The organism is Enterobacter sp. HG048, assembly GCF_024702055.1.
GTDB classification, from domain to species: domain Bacteria; phylum Pseudomonadota; class Gammaproteobacteria; order Enterobacterales; family Enterobacteriaceae; genus Enterobacter; species Enterobacter dykesii.
In genome coordinates this window covers 50353-68024 of the sequence record NZ_JANLIZ010000002.1, presented here as the reverse complement: position 1 = coordinate 68024, position 17672 = coordinate 50353, and the positions used below count along the sequence as shown (strand labels likewise).

At 52.8% G+C, this 17672-nt stretch carries 18 protein-coding genes and 3 tRNA genes; 4 read left to right on the top strand and 17 right to left on the bottom strand.

The window, feature by feature from the left end:
* The first annotated feature begins 8 nt into the window (after positions 1-8).
* The 3 genes from livM to NUX24_RS03650 are packed head-to-tail and all read left to right on the top strand — an operon-like array spanning position 9 to position 2868.
* The gene (gene livM, locus NUX24_RS03660; RefSeq protein ID WP_257830172.1) at positions 9-1283 is read left to right on the top strand and encodes a high-affinity branched-chain amino acid ABC transporter permease LivM; all 1275 of its coding nucleotides are present in this window, start codon (positions 9-11) and stop codon (positions 1281-1283) included.
* A complete protein-coding gene (locus tag NUX24_RS03655) occupies positions 1280-2155 on the top strand; it encodes an ATP-binding cassette domain-containing protein (RefSeq protein ID WP_257830032.1) in 876 nt (291 codons plus the stop codon). Before livM ends, NUX24_RS03655 begins: the two co-directional genes overlap by 4 nt.
* A complete protein-coding gene (locus NUX24_RS03650) occupies positions 2152-2868 on the top strand; it encodes an ABC transporter ATP-binding protein (protein WP_257830031.1) in 717 nt (238 codons plus the stop codon). The genes NUX24_RS03655 and NUX24_RS03650 overlap by 4 nt, the downstream gene beginning before the upstream one ends.
* A gap of 82 nt (positions 2869-2950) precedes the next feature.
* On the opposite strand, the gene NUX24_RS03645 is transcribed toward NUX24_RS03650, so the two are convergent.
* The 6 genes from NUX24_RS03645 to uvrY form a co-directional block, all read right to left on the bottom strand.
* Positions 2951-3037: transfer RNA gene (locus tag NUX24_RS03645), tRNA-Leu, on the bottom strand.
* 12 nt (positions 3038-3049) lie between these two features.
* Positions 3050-3123 (bottom strand) — tRNA-Cys (locus NUX24_RS03640).
* Positions 3124-3169: 46 nt separating this feature from the next.
* Positions 3170-3245 (bottom strand) — tRNA-Gly (locus NUX24_RS03635).
* Positions 3246-3397: 152 nt separating this feature from the next.
* A complete protein-coding gene (gene pgsA / locus NUX24_RS03630) occupies positions 3398-3946 on the bottom strand; it encodes a CDP-diacylglycerol--glycerol-3-phosphate 3-phosphatidyltransferase (RefSeq protein WP_028019572.1) in 549 nt (182 codons plus the stop codon).
* A gap of 56 nt (positions 3947-4002) precedes the next feature.
* A complete protein-coding gene (uvrC, locus tag NUX24_RS03625; RefSeq protein ID WP_126330206.1) occupies positions 4003-5835 on the bottom strand; it encodes an excinuclease ABC subunit UvrC in 1833 nt (610 codons plus the stop codon).
* On the bottom strand, positions 5832-6488 hold the full coding sequence (gene uvrY / locus NUX24_RS03620; protein ID WP_013096026.1) for a UvrY/SirA/GacA family response regulator transcription factor: 657 nt from the start codon (positions 6486-6488) through the stop codon (positions 5832-5834). The genes uvrC and uvrY overlap by 4 nt, the downstream gene beginning before the upstream one ends.
* Positions 6489-6954: 466 nt before the next feature.
* On the opposite strand from uvrY, the gene NUX24_RS03615 reads away from it, so the two are divergent.
* A complete protein-coding gene (locus tag NUX24_RS03615; RefSeq protein WP_008500345.1) occupies positions 6955-7179 on the top strand; it encodes a DUF2594 family protein in 225 nt (74 codons plus the stop codon).
* 66 nt (positions 7180-7245) lie between these two features.
* Here NUX24_RS03615 and sdiA read toward each other — a convergent pair whose 3' ends face one another.
* From sdiA to NUX24_RS03560, 11 genes are all read right to left on the bottom strand, one after another.
* On the bottom strand, positions 7246-7968 hold the full coding sequence (sdiA, locus tag NUX24_RS03610) for a transcriptional regulator SdiA (RefSeq protein ID WP_257830030.1): 723 nt from the start codon (positions 7966-7968) through the stop codon (positions 7246-7248).
* Between the two features lie 221 nt (positions 7969-8189).
* On the bottom strand, positions 8190-8942 hold the full coding sequence (gene tcyN / locus NUX24_RS03605) for an L-cystine ABC transporter ATP-binding protein TcyN (protein WP_252040214.1): 753 nt from the start codon (positions 8940-8942) through the stop codon (positions 8190-8192).
* Positions 8939-9607: a cystine ABC transporter permease gene (tcyL, locus tag NUX24_RS03600; protein WP_014884380.1), complete on the bottom strand. Its 669-nt coding sequence runs from the start codon at positions 9605-9607 to the stop codon at positions 8939-8941. The genes tcyN and tcyL overlap by 4 nt, the downstream gene beginning before the upstream one ends.
* Positions 9608-9628: 21 nt before the next feature.
* Positions 9629-10615: a D-cysteine desulfhydrase gene (dcyD, locus tag NUX24_RS03595; protein ID WP_214576519.1), complete on the bottom strand. Its 987-nt coding sequence runs from the start codon at positions 10613-10615 to the stop codon at positions 9629-9631.
* Positions 10616-10722: 107 nt separating this feature from the next.
* Complete coding sequence (tcyJ, locus tag NUX24_RS03590) at positions 10723-11523, bottom strand: cystine ABC transporter substrate-binding protein (RefSeq protein ID WP_047652374.1); 801 nt, start codon at positions 11521-11523, stop codon at positions 10723-10725.
* A gap of 86 nt (positions 11524-11609) precedes the next feature.
* Entirely contained in the window at positions 11610-12161 is a 552-nt protein-coding gene (gene fliZ, locus NUX24_RS03585; RefSeq protein WP_008500339.1) for a flagella biosynthesis regulatory protein FliZ, read from the bottom strand.
* 54 nt (positions 12162-12215) lie between these two features.
* Complete coding sequence (locus tag NUX24_RS03580) at positions 12216-12935, bottom strand: RNA polymerase sigma factor FliA (protein WP_014170714.1); 720 nt, start codon at positions 12933-12935, stop codon at positions 12216-12218.
* 101 nt (positions 12936-13036) lie between these two features.
* Entirely contained in the window at positions 13037-14161 is a 1125-nt protein-coding gene (locus tag NUX24_RS03575; protein ID WP_214576521.1) for an FkbM family methyltransferase, read from the bottom strand.
* A gap of 22 nt (positions 14162-14183) precedes the next feature.
* Complete coding sequence (locus tag NUX24_RS03570) at positions 14184-15299, bottom strand: Gfo/Idh/MocA family protein (protein WP_126330214.1); 1116 nt, start codon at positions 15297-15299, stop codon at positions 14184-14186.
* Positions 15300-15309: 10 nt separating this feature from the next.
* Entirely contained in the window at positions 15310-16476 is a 1167-nt protein-coding gene (locus NUX24_RS03565; RefSeq protein WP_047652377.1) for an acetyl-CoA carboxylase biotin carboxylase subunit family protein, read from the bottom strand.
* Positions 16473-17633 carry a DegT/DnrJ/EryC1/StrS aminotransferase family protein gene (locus tag NUX24_RS03560; protein ID WP_047652378.1) on the bottom strand — a complete coding sequence of 387 codons (1161 nt, stop codon included), beginning with the start codon at positions 17631-17633 and terminating at the stop codon, positions 16473-16475. Before NUX24_RS03560 ends, NUX24_RS03565 begins: the two co-directional genes overlap by 4 nt.
* Positions 17634-17672: the final 39 nt, after the last annotated feature.

Here is a 17672-nt window from a genome sequence, read left to right as displayed (position 1 = left end):
AGAGAATGATGACATCACACGGTTTTTCACTTAAACGCTGCATCCAGGACGCGATTTTTTCCGGGCTGATTGCACTGATTATTTTCGGCCCCATTGCGGGCGTGGTGCTGGACGGATACAGCTTTAACTTCGCCGGGCAGCGACTGGCCTGGATGGTCGGCATCGTCATGCTCGGGCGTTTTCTGTTGAGCGCTTTTTTAGGTACCGCCGCGGGTGCCCGTTTTCAGGCGCGCTTCGAAGTCGATAGCGCGGGCGTATATGTCCGGCAGCCGGAATATAAAAGCCGCATGCGCTGGATTATTCCTCTGGTGATTGCACTTGCGATTTGCTTTCCATTTGTCGCCACGAAATATGTACTGACCGTCGCCATTCTCGGGCTGATCTACGTGCTTCTCGGCCTGGGACTGAATATCGTCGTGGGTCTGGCCGGCCTGCTGGATCTGGGATATGTCGCTTTCTATGCCATTGGGGCGTACGGTCTGGCGCTGGGATACCAGTATCTCGGCTTAGGTTTCTGGAGCATGCTGCCGCTGGCGGCCATCATGGCCGCCGCCGCAGGCGCCCTGCTCGGTTTCCCGGTACTGCGCATGCACGGTGACTACCTGGCCATCGTCACCCTCGGGTTCGGGGAGATCATTCGCCTGATACTGAACAACTGGTTGACCTTCACCGGCGGTCCAAACGGCGTCTCGGCCCCTCCCCCCACCTTTTTCGGTCTGGAATTTGGACGACGCGCGAAAGAAGGCGGCGTGCCCTTCCACGAATTTTTCCACCTGACCTACAACCCGAACATGAAGTTTATTTTTATCTACGCGGTACTGTTCCTGGTGGTGATGCTGGTGCTCTATATCAAGCACCGCCTGACGCGGATGCCGATTGGTCGGGCGTGGGAAGCCCTGCGTGAAGACGAAATAGCGTGCCGATCAATGGGGTTAAATCATGTTCTGGTTAAGCTGTCGGCCTTTACGCTGGGCGCCTCGACCGCGGGCATTGCCGGAGTATTCTTCGCCACCTATCAGGGGTTCGTGAATCCCACCTCCTTTACCTTCTTTGAATCGGCGCTGATCCTCGCCATTGTGGTGCTGGGCGGTATGGGCTCTACGCTAGGCGTGGTGCTTGCCGCCTTTGTGCTCACGGTCACGCCGGAACTGCTGCGCAGTTTTGCCGAGTACCGCGTCCTGCTGTTTGGCATGCTCATGGTGGTGATGATGATCTGGCGTCCACGCGGTTTGATCCGCATTAACCGCAGCGGGTTTGCCGTGCGTAAGGGCGTCGCGCCATGAACGGAACGATATTGCGCGTTGAACATCTGATGATGCACTTCGGCGGGATTAAGGCGCTAAACGACGTCAATCTGGACGTACAGCGCGACTCAATTACCGCCCTGATTGGTCCAAACGGGGCGGGAAAAACTACCGTGTTTAACTGTCTGACGGGCTTCTACAGAGCCTCCGGCGGCAACATTTTATTTAATACCCGCCATAACACGACAAACGTTATTCAGGTGCTCGGACAAAAATTCCAGCCGGGTGACTGGATTAACCCCGCGCAGTTCGGGCAGCGTCTGTTCTACAAAATGTTCGGCGGAACGCATCTGGTCAACCGTGCAGGGCTGGCGCGCACGTTTCAAAATATCCGTCTTTTTCGCGAGATGTCGGTCGTGGAAAACCTGCTGGTCGCGCAGCATATGCGCGTTAACCGCAATCTTCTCGCCGGGATCTTAAATACGCCGGCATACCGGCGGGCGGAAAGCGACGCCCTGGACAGGGCCTTCTACTGGCTGGAAGTGGTGGATCTGGTGGAGTGCGCCAATCGCCTGGCGGGAGAGATGTCGTACGGCCAGCAGCGGCGACTGGAAATTGCGCGAGCAATGTGCACCGGGCCGGAAATGATCTGTCTGGATGAACCCGCCGCCGGGCTTAACCCGGTTGAAACGCATAAGCTCAGCAGCATTATTCGCTTTTTGCGGGATCACCATGACATCACGGTATTACTGATTGAGCATGATATGGGGATGGTGATGGAAATTTCGGACGACATTATCGTGCTCGACCACGGCGATGTCATCGCCAGAGGTAAACCCGAGCAGATCCAGCATGACGAAAAGGTCATTGCCGCCTATCTGGGCACGGACGAAAGCGAGGTCACCCTATGAGCGAACCGCTGCTGGCATTTCGCGAGGTGGATGTGTTTTACGGCGTCATTCAGGCGCTGAAGCAGGTCTCACTCGAGGTGAATAAGGGGGAAACCGTGGCGCTGATTGGCGCAAACGGCGCGGGCAAATCGACATTGCTGATGTCTATCTTCGGCCAGCCCCGTATCTGCAGCGGGCAGATCCTGTTTAGTGGTGAAGATATCAGCCATAAATCCACCCACTACGTCGCGTCCGGCGGCATTGCGCAGGCGCCGGAAGGCAGACGAATCTTCCCGGATATGACCGTTGAAGAGAACCTGCTGATGGGGACCATCCCCATCGGCAACCAGTTTGCGGCTGAAGATATGCAAACCATGTTTGACCTCTTCCCTCGCCTTAAAGAGCGGCGCAAGCAGCGCGCGATGACCATGTCCGGTGGGGAACAGCAGATGCTGGCGATCGCCCGGGCGCTGATGAGCCGTCCTAAGCTGCTGCTGCTGGATGAACCCAGCCTGGGCTTAGCCCCGATTGTGGTGAAACAGATCTTCCAGACGCTGCGCGAGCTGGCCCGCAACGGCATGACCATCTTTCTGGTGGAGCAGAATGCGCATCACGCGCTGAAGCTTTCCGACCGTGGGTATGTGATGGTGAACGGACAGATCCGGTTGAGCGGCAGCGGCGAAGAGCTGCTGGGAAATCAGGAGGTGAGGAAGGCGTATTTGGGCGGGGTTTGACTGGCGGATTTCAGGCACAAAAAAACCACCTTTCGGTGGTTTCACGACACTGCTTATTGCTTTGATTATTCTTTGTTTCCCATGGTACCCGGAGTGGGACTTGAACCCACACAGCGCGAACGCCGAGGGATTTTAAATCCCTTGTGTCTACCGATTCCACCATCCGGGCTCGGGAAGAAAGTGGAGGCGCGTTCCGGAGTCGAACCGGACTAGACGGATTTGCAATCCGCTACATAACCGCTTTGCTAACGCGCCGTAAAACTTTTCAAACTGACACCCGCTACTGCGCATGTCTTTAATCTGGAGCGGGAAACGAGACTCGAACTCGCGACCCCGACCTTGGCAAGGTCGTGCTCTACCAACTGAGCTATTCCCGCATGTCATCAAGTAAACATCTAACCACTTGATTTCATTATCGTCCGGCTTGCTGTGCCGCCGTTCGATGCGTTGCATTCTACTGATATGACGTTATGAGTCAACGTTATTTTTTGTATCCCCGGATCGTTTGCTGAAAATTACGGCGAAACGATCACTGATCAAGCAAATCCCCGCGCGCAGCGTTCAAATATTGCAGCATTGACCACAACGTCAGCACTGCCGCCACCCACAGGAGGCCAATCCCCGCCCACTCAACCCAGGCGTTCGGACGCCAGAGCATCCAGACCAGCGCCGCCATCTGCGCCGTCGTTTTGACTTTACCAATCCAGGAGACCGCCACGCTGCTGCGTTTCCCCAGTTCCGCCATCCACTCGCGCAGCGCAGAGATAATGATCTCGCGGCCGATCATGGTTGCCGCAGGCAGCGTCACCCACCAGGTATGATAGTGCTCGGCCACGAGCACCATGGCGATCGCGACCATCACTTTGTCCGCCACCGGATCGAGGAAGGCGCCGAAACGGGTGCTTTGATTCCAGCGGCGCGCCAGGTAGCCATCAAACCAGTCTGTTACCGCTGCGATAAGGAAGATCAACGCGCAGGCAAAGGGTGCCCAGACAACCGGCAGGTAAAATGCCAGTACAAAGAACGGGATGAGTACAACACGAAAGAGAGTGAGCAACGTAGGGATATTAAATTGCATAATGACGGTAACTGTTTGTTGTCAGTAAAATTTAGCTCTATGTTGCTACAGAGCCCTCAATGTTTCAACGAGTAGTAGATCTTTTCTGCCAGCCCTTGCGAAATACCCGGCACTTTTGCAATTTCCTCCATGCTGGCGTTGAGTAATCCTTGCAATCCGCCCATATATTTCAGCAGCATCTGGCGACGTTTTGGCCCCACGCCTTCAATCGTTTCCAGGCTACTGGTGTTTTTCACCTTCGCCCGTTTTTTGCGGTGACCGCTGATGGCATGATCGTGTGATTCATCGCGAATATGCTGGATGACGTGCAGCGCCGGGGAGTCCGGCGGCAGGCTGAAGCCCTCACCTTCCGGCTCGAAGAACAGTGTCTCCAGACCGGCCTTACGATCGGCCCCTTTTGCGACACCCAGCAGCAGCGGATGGTTTTTGTCCCAGCTGACATCAAGCGATTCAAATACCGCTTTCGCCTGGCCGAGCTGCCCTTTCCCGCCGTCAATCAGGATCACATCCGGGATTTTGCTCTCTTCTATGGCTTTACCATAGCGACGACGCAGCACCTGATTCATGGCAGCATAGTCATCGCCCGGCGTGATCCCGGTGATGTTATAGCGGCGATACTCGGCGCGCAGTGGGCCATTCGCATCAAACACCACGCAAGACGCCACCGTCTGTTCCCCCATCGTGTGACTGATGTCGAAACACTCCATCCGTTTCACTTCCGGAAGCTTCAGTAGCGCCGCCAGGGCCGCTAAGCGCTGGTGCACCGTCGACTGCTGCGACAGCTTAGTGGTGAGTGCCGTCGCTGCGTTGGTTCGTGCCAGCTTCAGATAACGCGCACGATCGCCGCGCGGTTTGGTCTGTACATTGACCCGACGGCCCGCCAGTTCAGAGAGCGAATCGGCCAGCAGGGTTTTATCGTCAAGGTTAAAATCGAGCAGGATCTCAGAAGGCAGCGTGCGCATCTGGCTTCCCTGCAGATAGAACTGGCCGACAAAGGTTTCCACCACTTCACCCAGTTCGGTACCGCCGGGCACTTTCGGGAAATAGCTGCGGCTGCCGAGCACTTTGCCCTGGCGAATAAACAGCACGTGCACGCAGGCCATCCCGGCGTCAAAGGCTACGCCGATAACGTCGAGATCGTCACCGGTATTCGAGACAAACTGTTTCTCAGTGACTCTGCGCACCGCCTGAATTTGGTCGCGGATACGCGCGGCCTCTTCGAACTCGAGTGCGGCGCTGGCTTTTTCCATCCGCGCGATCAGCTGCGTTAAGACCTGATCGTCTTTTCCGGCTAAGAACAGGCGCACATAATCCACCTGCTGGGCATACTCTTCTTCGCTTACCAGCCCTTCCACGCAGGGCCCCAGGCAGCGTCCAATCTGGTACTGCAGGCACGGGCGCGAGCGGTTACGGTAAACGCTGTTTTCACACTGGCGGATCGGGAAGATTTTTTGCAGCAGCGCCAGCGTTTCACGCACGGCATAGCCGTTAGGGAACGGCCCGAAGTATTCGCCCTTAGCGTGTTTTGCACCGCGGTGCATGGCGAGGCGCGGATGGGTGTCGCCGCTCAGAAAAATAAACGGGTAGGATTTATCATCACGCAACAGGACGTTATAGCGAGGCTGGTAGAGCTTAATATAATTGTGCTCAAGCAGCAGCGCTTCTGTCTCGGTGTGCGTGACGGTGACATCAATATTCTGAATGAGTGAGACCAGCGCTTCGGTCTTACGGGAGGCCAGGTTACTGCGAAAATAGCTGGAGAGGCGTTTTTTAAGATCTTTTGCCTTCCCCACGTAGATAACCGTACCGCCAGCGTCATACATGCGATAGACGCCAGGCTGGCTGGTTACGGTTTTCAGAAATGCTTTTGAATCGAACACATCACTCACTGACTTAACAACGTCTCCGCATTACACAAACCGTGCCGAATGGCCAGGTGCGTCAGTTCAACGTCGCCATGAATGTTCAGTTTACTGAACATCCGGTAACGATAGCTGTTCACCGTTTTCGGGCTAAGATTCAGCTGTTCCGAGATCTCATTTACCTTCTGACCTTTGGTGATCATCAGCATAATCTGTAATTCACGCTCGGACAAACTGGCAAACGGTGATTCGGTTTTCTCGGGCTCGATCTGACTCAGCGCCATCTGCTGGGCAATGTCGGAAGCTATGTAGCGCTGTCCGGCAAACACGGAACGGATTGCATTGACGACTTCCTGCGGCGCAGCACCTTTACTCAGGTAGCCCGCTGCACCCGCCTGCATCACTTTCGCGGGCAGTGGGTTTTCGGTATGCACGGTCAGCATGATGACTTTGGTATCAACAAAGGTACGCGCGATTTTGCGTGTTGCTTCAAGACCACCGATACCGGGCATGTTCATATCCATCAGTACCACATCGGCCGAGTTTGTGCGGCACCATTTTACCGCATCTTCGCCGCAGCACGCTTCACCGGCAACTTTAATACCTTTAATATCTTCAAGAATGCGTCGTATCCCTGCGCGCACCAGTTCGTGGTCATCAACAAGAAGGACGTTGATCAAAGGAAATGTCTCCAGAATAGGGATAACGCTACTGAGTGATAATTTGGTTTATATTAACGGTTTTCCTCGCAAGATTAAAACGTTAAAAAACCGGCTATTCGATTTTGCTCTCGTTTTTGGAAATTAGGCTGTACAGTCCGTGGAAAGAGAGACCATGCATTCAGGGCTTTTGCAGCTTTTTTTAAGCATCTGTATTCAAAAAGTTACAAAAAACTTGCAGGCTTTTCCTGCAAAAAAACAGATCTCAAATTTTTGTAACAATAATTAACGGCAAGCGAGCCGGGCATAAACAATTAATAGCCTTTAACGGCGGTTAAGTTTACCGGTACGTTCTGTTTACGCAATTAAACATCCACGTAAAAGTACAAAAAACAACCACTGCATTTTTTGCTTCAGCTTGTGGTATACTCCGCCGCCTTGACTTTCGTCGTCGCGCTTTAGCGCCGTTTAATAATGAGGAAAATAAATGAGCACACCTGAATTTGCCACTGCGGAGAATAACCAGGAACTGGCACAGGAAGTAAACTGCCTGAAAGCATTGCTAACGTTGATGCTGCAGGCGATGGGCCAGGCTGATGCCGGTCGTGTGATCATTAAAATGGAAAAACAAATCGCGGAGATGGAAGACCAGGCTGAATCTGCGGTATTTGCTAACACCGTTAAGCAAATCAAACAAGCCTACCGCCAGTAACAAAAAACGGCTGGATGCAGTGCATTCAGCCGCTCCCTCGTCTGTCACGCAGAACGTATTATCCTGTCAGATCAGCCCCGTTGCCGCCGCGTAACACGCAATCTGGGTTTTGTTAGGCGCATTGAATTTCTTCTGCATATTTTTCTGATGGAAGTTAACGGTATTCTCAGAGATAGAGAGAATGATCGCTATTTCCGCTGACGTCTTCCCTTCCGCAGTCCATTTCAGAATTTCGCGCTCGCGTTTGCTGAATTTCATTTCGGGTGGCATGACCATCTCATCTTCAAAACGCACCAGAGAAGTTAAGGCCATTTGCACCAGCATTTGCAACCGCAGTTCTATTTCCTCACGGGCAAAAGGCCCTTCCAGTACACTAGTACGAGAAACAGACAGGAAGCCGAGCGCATGATTAGGCAGCATCAGGCACTGCGTTATTCCCGCGCGTAAACCGTGGTCCTGGGCGCTATGCCATAATTCCTGCGCCTCGGCAAATAATGCGTCTGTCCAGGGTAAATGACCCTGGATGAAATTTTCCGCTTTTAAAACCGGATCGATAGCGAAATAGTTCGCGGATTGATATTGCGCCATCCACGGCTTTGGATAAGTGGTCTGCAAAGAGATTTTAGGGCGCGTAAAGGGCACAGGATGTCGCACGCAGAGCGCGTAATAATCGAATTCCAGCGCCTGAGTTTGCTGCTCTAACTCCCGATATACCTCATCGGCACTCGTCAATTCCTGAAACCGGAGGGAGCAATCCCGTCGCCAGGTGAAAAAGTCTGAATCCTTCATACTTACTAAATGAAGCCTCTGAAAAAATAATCATTATTATGGTGAATATAACCTAACACATAAAACTTTTTTCTAACTACAAAATATCGGCAATAGCACAATTAACTTTGCTATTGATAAGGTTTTTCCGAGCTGGATGGAATAAAAAAACAAACGACTGCCCCCGAAGGGAGAATAATTTGCTCCAGCCTAAATTTCTGGAGCAAATTAGTGCGAAAATGCTACTGCATAAGGAATTTTTCAAGGAACTGACGGGTTCGCGGCTGTTGAGGGTTAGCGAACAGGCTTTTCGCCGGCCCCTGCTCCACAATCCGCCCCTGATCCATGAAGATGGCTCTGTCAGCAACATCGCGTGCAAAGCTCATTTCGTGCGTCACGATCACCATCGTCCGTTTTTCCTGCGCCAGCTGGCGAATGGTGTTCAGCACCTCACCCACCAGTTCAGGATCGAGCGCAGAGGTCGGTTCATCAAAGAGGATCACGTCAGGGCGCATAGCCAGCGCGCGCGCTATCGCCACACGCTGCTGTTGTCCGCCAGACAGACGGCGCGGATAGCTGGTCTCTTTCCCCGCCAGCCCAACTTTGGCGAGCAGTTCACGAGCCCGCGCAGTCGCTTCCTCTTTTGACTCACCTTTAACGATAACCGGCCCTTCGATGATGTTCTCCAGCACCGTACGGTGCGGGAAGAGGTTAAAGTTCTGGAAAACGAAGCCGACATGCTGGCGCAGGCGGCGAATTAACCCTTTCTGCTGGCTGATGGATTTTCCTGTATCAATCGTTATGTCCCCTACCCGAATGGTGCCGCCTTCCGGCTGTTCTAGCAGGTTAATACTGCGCAGCAGCGTCGTCTTTCCCGAACCGCTCGGTCCGATAATCGCCACCACTTCACCCTGCTCGACTTCAAGATCGATCCCGTGGAGCACCGTTTGACCGTGGAATTTTTTCACCAGGTTTTTGACGTCGATAGCACTCATTTTGGATCACGCTCCTGGCGGTTAAGCTGGTTTTCGAAGTAGTTTTGCAGAGCAGACAGCACCGTCGCCATCACCCAGTAAATCAGCGAGGCGGCCAGATACATGGTAAAGACTTCAAGCGTGCGCGAAGTAATGAGCTGCGCCTGACGGAACAGTTCCGGTACCTGAATCGTTGCCGCCAGGGACGTATCTTTCACCAGGCTAATGAAGCTGTTACTCAGCGGTGGAAGCGCCACGCGTGCCGCTTGCGGCAGAATGGCCCGACGCAGCGTCTGCCATGGCGTCATCCCGATACTGGCCGCCGCTTCCCACTGCCCTTTGTCAATGGAGGAGATCGCTGCTCGCAGGGTTTCTGACGTGTACGCCGCGGTATTGAGCGACAGACCAATCATCGCTGCCGGAATCGGATCCAGCTCGATACCAAACTGCGGCAATCCGTAGTAGATCATAAAGAGCTGGGCGATAAGCGGCGTGCCGCGAAATACGGAGATATAAAAGCGCGCCAGCCAGCGTACCGGCAGGATAGGTGACATGCGCATTAATGCCAGCACAAATCCCAGCACCAGCCCGAAGAACATCCCGCCGATACTGAGCTGTAACGTAAATACCGCACCTTTCAGCAGATACGGCAGAGAATCAATAACCAGTTGAATACTTTCTTGCATTATTATTTTTCGACCTGATTTTTAGACATGAGGATGATAGGCAAACAGCGCAGGCGCCCCGCCGGTATGGACAAATAAAATCGGCCCTTCATCCTTAAAGCGTTTCTGCGCAATGCCGTCAATCAGTCCGGCCATCGCTTTGCCGGTATAGACCGGATCGAGCAGTATCCCCTCGAGGCGCGCCAGCAGCTTCACCGCTTCCATGCCCTCTTCGTTAGGCGTACCGTAACCCGGCGCAAAATAGTCGTCCCAGAGCAGAATATCGGCCTTTGCCTTCAGCTCGAGCTGCGCGGCTACCGCCTGCTGTAATGTAACCACTTTTGGCTTCTGTTCCGCGACGCTGCGGGACACCGTCACGCCAATCAGCTCGACGTCCGGCAGCAGTTGTTCCAGCCCCACCGCCAGCCCGGCATGCGTGCCCGCACTCCCGGACGCGACAACCACGGAGGAGAGGCTCACCGCGCCCTCGCACTGCTGCGCGATTTCCAGCGCACTTTCTACATACCCCAGCGCGCCCAGGGCGTTCGAACCGCCGACGGGGATAACGTAGGGGCGGAAACCCTGCGCTTCCAGACGCGTCGCCAGCTCGTCGAGCTGCGCGGCCGGGTCGGTCAACGCATCGACCATCTCAACCTGCACGTTAAACAGGTCCAGCAGCAGGCGGTTACCGTTGGTGAGATAGTTTTCTGCCCGCGTGCCAATCGGGTTTTCCAGCAATGCCACGCAGTGGAGTCCGAGCTTTGCCGCCACTGCCGCCGTCTGACGAACGTGGTTGGACTGGATAGCCCCGGCGGTAATGAGCGTATCCGCGCCTTCGCGCAGTGCGTCAGCCGCCAGAAACTCCAGCTTGCGCAGCTTATTGCCCCCCATCGCCATCGGCGTCACGTCATCACGCTTAATAAAAATATCGCGGCCTAAATAATCAGAAAATCGCGGCAGGTACTCCAGCGGCGTTGGCGCGCCGATAAACTCCAGGCGGGGAAAGCGCGTTAAATTCTGTAGTGGCATGGGTTCTCCGGTAACTCAGACAAAATGTGATATTTTTCATTATGCACGCAGACGCGTAAGAAATAAAAAAGGCGCTTTTAAAAGCGCCTTTTTTTACGTCAAAAGACTTATTTGGTGACGTCTGCACCGAACCACTTCTCGGAGAGCGCCTTCAGGCTGCCGTCTTTTTGCATGTCAGCAATCGCGGAATCAATCGCTTTGACCAGGTCTTCGTTACCTTTACGAACGGCCACGCCTGATTCCTGACGAGAGAACGCATCACCCGCTACCGCCAGCGTATTGTTGGTTTTCTTCACCAGATCCAGCGCGGCCAGGCGGTCAACCAGAATGGCGTCGATACGGCCCACGCGCAGATCCTGGTATTTCGTCGGGTCATCATCATAGGTACGGATATCCACGCCCTGCACGTTCTGGCGCAGCCACTCTTCGTAGTTGGTACCCAGACCGACACCGACTTTCTTCCCTTTCAGATCCGCAGCCGTTTTGATGGAGCCTTCGTTGCCTTTCTTCACCAGCGCCTGAATACCGGACACGGTGTACGGCGTAGAGAAGTCATATTTCTTCTTACGCTCGTCAGAAATGGTTACCTGATTAATCACCACATCAATACGTTTGGAATCCAGCGACGCCAGCATACCGTCCCATTTGGTCGGTTTCAGTGACGCTTTAACGCCGAGGTGCTTCGCCAGCTCTTCAGCAAACTCCACTTCAAAACCGGTCAGCTTACCGTCATCGCCCTGGAAGCTGAACGGAGGATAGGTTCCTTCCAGCCCGACCAGCAGCGTACCGCGCTCTTTTACTTTATTCAGCAGGTTTTCTGCGGCGAACGTTTTCACGCTCATGCCCGCAACCAGCGCAACGGCCATAACACCCATCAGCGCCTGACGACCCAGAAGTGCAAATTTCATAAATACCCCGATATAGTGGAATTTTTACGTAGTGTAGAGAAATCGCCTGCCACGTCAAAGGCGACTGCGCTACATCTTATTCTTTTTTAATATATATCAGAAGTTGTTCCGGCGTGGGCTTTCTGCTTTATGGCACCCGGCATTTGTACCTTGTATTGCGCATACTTGCGCAGCGCAATCCGGTAGTTGTTGGTGCTGGTCGCAGGCAGCCACGGCTCCAGATTTTCATCCAGATAACCGGTTTTCAGCAGATCGCGAGAAATATTGTTTACGGTCAGATGTTGCCCAAGGCGGCGCAGGCGAACGACATATTCGCGAACGGTGCCGTGGCTCATCTCCGTTTGTTCAAACAGGAACTGCTTGAAGCCGATAATATCGAAGAAGTCGCTTTGCTCTTTGCAGTGGAGATCACCACAGAAACGGCAAAGCGCCACCCACTCTTTTTGCTCTTCGAGCCATGCTGCTTCGTCCATCAACGTGTCGAGGCGCGAAATCGCGATCTTATTGACGATTTCGCCCCGGCGAACCAGCGTGATACGATCGAGTAACTTGTTACAGTGGGCGCAATGCGTCTGGCTGTGTTTAAAGTCTTTCAGGTAGCGGCTTAAAGGCCGTCTTTTAGATTGCTGCACCGTCATGATAACTCCTGGTTGTCAATACGTTGTGCGGCATTTTTAAGGTGAATCAATCACCTATAACTTACCCAGCTTGGTTCGTAAGCGTTTAATGGCCTGGCTGTGCAGCTGGCTCACCCGCGACTCTCCCACCTCCAGAACAGCGCCAATCTCTTTGAGGTTAAGCTCTTCCTGGTAATAAAGGGTCAACACCAGCTGTTCGCGTTCAGGCAGAGCTTCAATAGCCTCCATGACGCGCTGGCGTAAATTCCCTTCCATTAAATGGTGTAACGGGTTTTCCTGCTGGTGCTCGTCCGTCACCAGCTCGATGCTATCGCCATGCTCTTCTCGCCACTCGTCATAAGAGAAGAGTTGGCTATTATTGGTATCGAGCAACATCTGACGATACTCTTCAACAGCAATGCCAAGACGTTCCGCCACTTCGGTTTCCGTTGCGTTACGTCCCAGTTCCTGTTCCAGCTGCCCCATCGCATGCGCCACTTCGCGCGCGTTGCGGCGAACGCTGCGCGGCACCCAGTCGCGGCTGCGCAGCTCGTCCAGCATCGCACCACGAATACGCTGAACTGCGTAAGTCGTAAATGCCGTTCCTTGCAGAGCGTCGTATCGGTCAACTGCATTCAATAACCCGATACCGCCCGCCTGTAGCAGATCGTCGAGTTCCACGCTCGCCGGCAAGCGCACCTGGAGGCGCAATGCTTCGTGACGCACCAGCGGGACATAACGCTGCCACAGCGAGTGTTTATCCATTACACCTTCAGCGGTATAGAGTGAATTCACGATAAACAGCCCTGCGTTAGTTGAGTTATCGGCATGATTATCCGATTCTGGAGGGCAATCAATTGGATGAATAATGGGTGAAATGGGCGTTTATTTGCCTATTACTGTAATAACCTCGATTTCGGCACAGCATATAAAACCAGTTCAAAAGCAAGTTCCGGATGGTGGCCACGAAGATAAAAATGGTAATCAGCGCTGAGTGATTGAATATATTGTGGAATAGTCAGAAGATCTTCCGGCTTATGATAAAGACTAATCGCTAATAGTGGGTGCCAGGCGCGAATGGTGCCCGCGGCGCCCTGGAGTGCTTTGAGCTCTGCACCTTCGACATCCATTTTTATGAAAGTGGCTTTACCGCCCTGCAAGATATTATCAATGCTATCGAGCTCAATCGTAACCGTATCGCTGCTTTGCTCCACAAGCCGCGAAGAGAGCGCATTTCCAGATTGAAAAGAGAGCACGGTTTTATTCTCCCATACCCCTTTTTGCACTGGCTGGCAGAATGGCCATTGTCGGGTATTATCACAAAGCTGAGAAAAATTACCGGCATCTGGTTCGAAACCGACAATTTTCTCCGGGATCTCAACGCCCTGATGGGCAACTTCCTGCATAAACGCGCCGATGCTATCACCATTGTAGGCACCACAATCAATGAACACTTCGTTATTCTGCAGGCGGAGTATATCGGCAGGAAAATAGTGGACTGGCTCGTATACTGCCTGGTAATAGCCGCGGGTTGCGCTGAGACGCTGTTTAAGGAACGCGACCAGCGTTTCTCTTGAACGTTCGTCCGCGAGGCCGGCATAGACGGCTTCAAGGGTATCGCTATGCTCGTCACAAAACGACTGTGTATACCACAGCGTGGTGCTGACTCCGATAAAGGCAGGATCGTAAACCAGCACGTTTGCGCCGCCGCGACGTAATTCCTGTTGCAATGCATCACGGACGTATTGCAGCGCAACGATACAGTTAAATTTACCGGGTTGTTCGATAAGGTCTTCAATTGCCACCACCGGCAGGCCATGGAAGGTCATGCCTTCAGTGATGTATTGTCGGTTTAACGCTACCTTATCGAGAGGCATATTTTCCCGGAACATAAATTCCGCGGTCATCTGCCCAAGGCAACCGGCTCCATAGAGAACCAGCGGAAGTCCGTTGGCGCGCATGTCGCGGATGCCCTTGAAGAAATGATTATCGTAGCCCTGTATCTGTTCGAGTAATGTCATGTAGTCCTCAGCTCAACCTTTATTAGCGATGTAAATTGACTTTGGCAGACGTCACGGCGCTCTGCTGCGCTTTTTCGAGAAACTCGAGACCGCGAACGGCCGTATCACAACTGAAGCTATATTCCGTAGGTTCACCGCGTAAACTAGCGGCGATGTCGGCGTAGTAGTTAGCGAATGCCTCAATGAATCCGGCAGGATGCCCGGCTTTAAAACGACAATAGCGAGGCTGATTAGCCACCTTGTTGTCCCCTGCCGTTCGATCAATCAGACGCACGTTGCCATGCCGATCGGCGAGTCGGAGATATTCTGGCTCCATTTGCAGCCATTCTGCGCTGCCTTCTGACCCATATATACGGATTCGCAAACCATTGCGGTAACCGAGCGCTGCCTTGCCGTACCAGTAGTTACAGACCATGTCGTCGCTATAGCGGGAGATCAGGTTAATCGTATCGATAACGTCCGATACGCGGGCAAAGGTGCTGTTGATCGCATAGACATCTTCGGCTTGCTTATCCGTCAGAAACTCCACCAGCTGGTGCACATGGACACCCAGGTCGAGCGAAACAGTAGGAATATCCCCATCAACTCGTCGCCATTCCTGAGGCTGAGGCACACTGCCATCCTCGCGGCTGCGAATAAACCCTTCCTGGGGCATTTCAACCATAACATGCTGAATTTTGCCCAACTCGCCGCTAAGCAGACGATTACGCAATTCGCGAACCATGGGATAACCGGTGTAGTTATAGGTGACGTACAGTTGTCCTTTCATCTCGAAGACTCGCCGGGCGATATCCCTCGCGTCGCCTACACTTGCAACCATCGCTTTTTCACTGATCACCGGCAGGCCATACTCCAGACAGGCCAGGATAATTTCACGGTGTGAGGGTGTGGGCGTCAGTATGACGACAGCATCCATCTGCGCATGTTGTTCTTCAAGCAATGTGACTGCGCTGGAGTAAATGGCCTCGTCTTTAACCCCCCAAGCTCGACCCGTCTGCTGGTTCAGCGACGTATCGCGGCTAAAGCAGCCCGTTGTAAGCTGAAAATGCCCGTCCATTTGACTAGCGATGTTGTGAGTGAGACCGATGGCAGAATTGATCCCACCGCCGATAAACCCGAGAGACAGAGGCCTGTGCATAATCCGGTCCTTACAATGAATTAAATGAGAAATAGTTTTTTAGCTGCGGCGTGTAGCGTGCCATGGCATTGAGTTCGGTAAATTCAGCAAAAACCAGTCCGGCACGATCCTCTGGTGCTGGTCCGAGTTCATCGCCCGGCTTTTTCAGCGGGATAGTTTGAATGATCGTGGCTGGTAGCGGAGCGTAGCTGAAGCCAAAAAATCGGCTCTGCCGTTCGCAAGAGACCGTATGGCGCGCAACGTATCGCTGGCGCGCCGGTCGCCGATTCGGGAACGCACTCTCCCCACCGATAAAGGGCAACACAAATTCACGGCAATAATCTACGCCCGTCGAGAGTTCAATCAATTTCGAGTAGAGATCGCCTGGGCATCGGCGGGTGACTTCAATCAACCAAAAATCCTGTTCGTCAGCGATGAGTTGCGTGTGCAACAAACCATCCACCAGAGCTAAATCACTGACAATGGCCTGCATACACTCGCTGATGCGGTCGCGCATCAGCTCGCTGAGATTGACGCTCAAGCAACTGCTATTTACCTGCCACGGATAGACCGTGCAAAACTCATCAACAAAAAATTCGCAGACAATTTGCCCATTGCGAATAAAAGCAGAATGGCTATATAGGGCTCCCTGGCAGAATGTTTCAATGACACACTGCCCTCCCGGCGATGCAGAGCAGGCGATTTTTACCGCCTCATCCAACTCTGACGGCTGATGAATAAGTGAAATCCCCATACCACTGTAAGCATCAACAGGTTTAACCAGCAGCGGGAATGCTAGCAAGTGCGCGTCCTGCGGGCTTCTTACAGCCCGCGGTATTGGGTAGCCTTGGGCGCTGGCCCATTTTCTGAAGCGATCTTTCAAAAAGAGAAGATCGCTGACTTCGGGTGAGTCGAAGCCTGGAAGGCCAAGCTCATCCGCCACACGGCAACCTGAAAGATAGGACACATCGGTTACGCCGGGGGATAGCGCAGTAATTTTTTCATTACGGGCAATCGCCAGTACGGCTTTGCTATCGGCATAATTTTGCACGCAGGTCGCGTTGGCATATTTCATACCTGCATCCTGAGCTTTGCCGCTACAGGCGAGCGTACGAAAACCCGCCGCTTTTATGGCCTGTTGTAACGGCAGTGAGGCAAAACCCGCATCCAGGATCATTGCAGTGCGCATCACGGTCATACTACGAGCCCCGCGTATATTGCCGACTCGTTAGACGGTACCTCACCAGACAGAGATGCGCGTCTAAGAGCATTCACTACGCGATCTTGATCCTCTGGCGTTAATCCGGGATAAATTGGAAGGCACAGCACCTTGTCGGCGATATCATTGGCAACAGGCAGATGCTCTTCAGCAGAAGAAGGAAACCCTCTGTACATCGCAAAAGAACTAATTAACGGATAGAAATAGCGGCGAGTCAGAATGCCGTCAGCTTTAAATAATGTATAAACATCATCGCGACTCATGCCAAATTTCGGCTCAATGAGCACCGGGAAATATGCATGGTTCCAGCTCACATCGTCTGGCACGTCGACAAACGTTAATCCTTCCAGTCCTTTTAACAGCTCGCGATAGCGTTGATGAATCGCTTTGCGTTCTTCCAGAGCTTTATCAATATGCTTAAGTTGTAGAAGACCAAATGCCGCTTCCACTTCATTCATTTTGGCGTTTATACCTGGTGCAACGATGCGGGTCTCACCGGCAAAACCAAAGTTCTTTAGATAGTCGATGCGCTGTTTAGTTTTAAGATCCTGGGAAATGATCGCCCCCCCTTCAAAGGTATTAAAAACTTTGGTGGCATGGAAGCTGAGTACCGACAAATCACCATGGTTTAGAATGCTGATATCATTTTTTCGAACATTAAACGCATGCGCGGCATCATAAATTACCCGTAAGCCATAGACGTCAGCAATTTTCTGTATTTTGTCGATGTCGCAAGGGATACCATAACAATGGACCGGCAAAATGGCCGTGGTATTTGGCGTAATTAATTCTTCGATGCAATCCGGGTTAATATTATAGGTTCGTGGATCAATATCAGCGAAGACAGGCGTTAAGCCATTCCACAGCAAACTGTGTGAGGTCGCCACAAAGGAATACGGCGTAGTGATTACCTCTCCGCTCAGACGCAATGCCTGAAATGCCGTCAACAGCGCCAGCGTACCGTTAGCGAATAGAGAAAGGTGTTTAACGCCAAGGTATTGCGCAAGAGCCTCTTCCAGCTGCTGGTGGAAAGGCCCGCCATTTGTCAGAGTCTTGTTTTGCCAGATTTTCTCCAGATAAGGAATAAACTCCTCCAAAGGGGGCAAAAATGGACTGGTTACGTAAATTTCATTCATAGCGTACCTCGGTATTGATACCGTTAAATTTTGCCCAAC

What these genes read in the sequence shown, in the direction of transcription:
- livM (WP_257830172.1), top strand. Translation starts at nt 9, where the DNA reads ATGACATCACACGGTTTTTCACTTAAACGCTGCATCCAGGACGCGATT.
- tcyJ (WP_047652374.1), bottom strand. Translation starts at nt 11,523, where the DNA reads ATGAAATTTGCACTTCTGGGTCGTCAGGCGCTGATGGGTGTTATGGCC.
- NUX24_RS03615 (WP_008500345.1), top strand. Translation starts at nt 6,955, where the DNA reads ATGAGCACACCTGAATTTGCCACTGCGGAGAATAACCAGGAACTGGCA.
- pgsA (WP_028019572.1), bottom strand. Translation starts at nt 3,946, where the DNA reads ATGCAATTTAATATCCCTACGTTGCTCACTCTCTTTCGTGTTGTACTC.
- NUX24_RS03570 (WP_126330214.1), bottom strand. Translation starts at nt 15,299, where the DNA reads ATGCACAGGCCTCTGTCTCTCGGGTTTATCGGCGGTGGGATCAATTCT.
- NUX24_RS03560 (WP_047652378.1), bottom strand. Translation starts at nt 17,633, where the DNA reads ATGAATGAAATTTACGTAACCAGTCCATTTTTGCCCCCTTTGGAGGAG.
- NUX24_RS03565 (WP_047652377.1), bottom strand. Translation starts at nt 16,476, where the DNA reads ATGACCGTGATGCGCACTGCAATGATCCTGGATGCGGGTTTTGCCTCA.
- sdiA (WP_257830030.1), bottom strand. Translation starts at nt 7,968, where the DNA reads ATGAAGGATTCAGACTTTTTCACCTGGCGACGGGATTGCTCCCTCCGG.
- NUX24_RS03655 (WP_257830032.1), top strand. Translation starts at nt 1,280, where the DNA reads ATGAACGGAACGATATTGCGCGTTGAACATCTGATGATGCACTTCGGC.
- tcyL (WP_014884380.1), bottom strand. Translation starts at nt 9,607, where the DNA reads ATGCAAGAAAGTATTCAACTGGTTATTGATTCTCTGCCGTATCTGCTG.
- tcyN (WP_252040214.1), bottom strand. Translation starts at nt 8,942, where the DNA reads ATGAGTGCTATCGACGTCAAAAACCTGGTGAAAAAATTCCACGGTCAA.
- NUX24_RS03575 (WP_214576521.1), bottom strand. Translation starts at nt 14,161, where the DNA reads ATGACATTACTCGAACAGATACAGGGCTACGATAATCATTTCTTCAAG.
- NUX24_RS03650 (WP_257830031.1), top strand. Translation starts at nt 2,152, where the DNA reads ATGAGCGAACCGCTGCTGGCATTTCGCGAGGTGGATGTGTTTTACGGC.
- dcyD (WP_214576519.1), bottom strand. Translation starts at nt 10,615, where the DNA reads ATGCCACTACAGAATTTAACGCGCTTTCCCCGCCTGGAGTTTATCGGC.
- fliZ (WP_008500339.1), bottom strand. Translation starts at nt 12,161, where the DNA reads ATGACGGTGCAGCAATCTAAAAGACGGCCTTTAAGCCGCTACCTGAAA.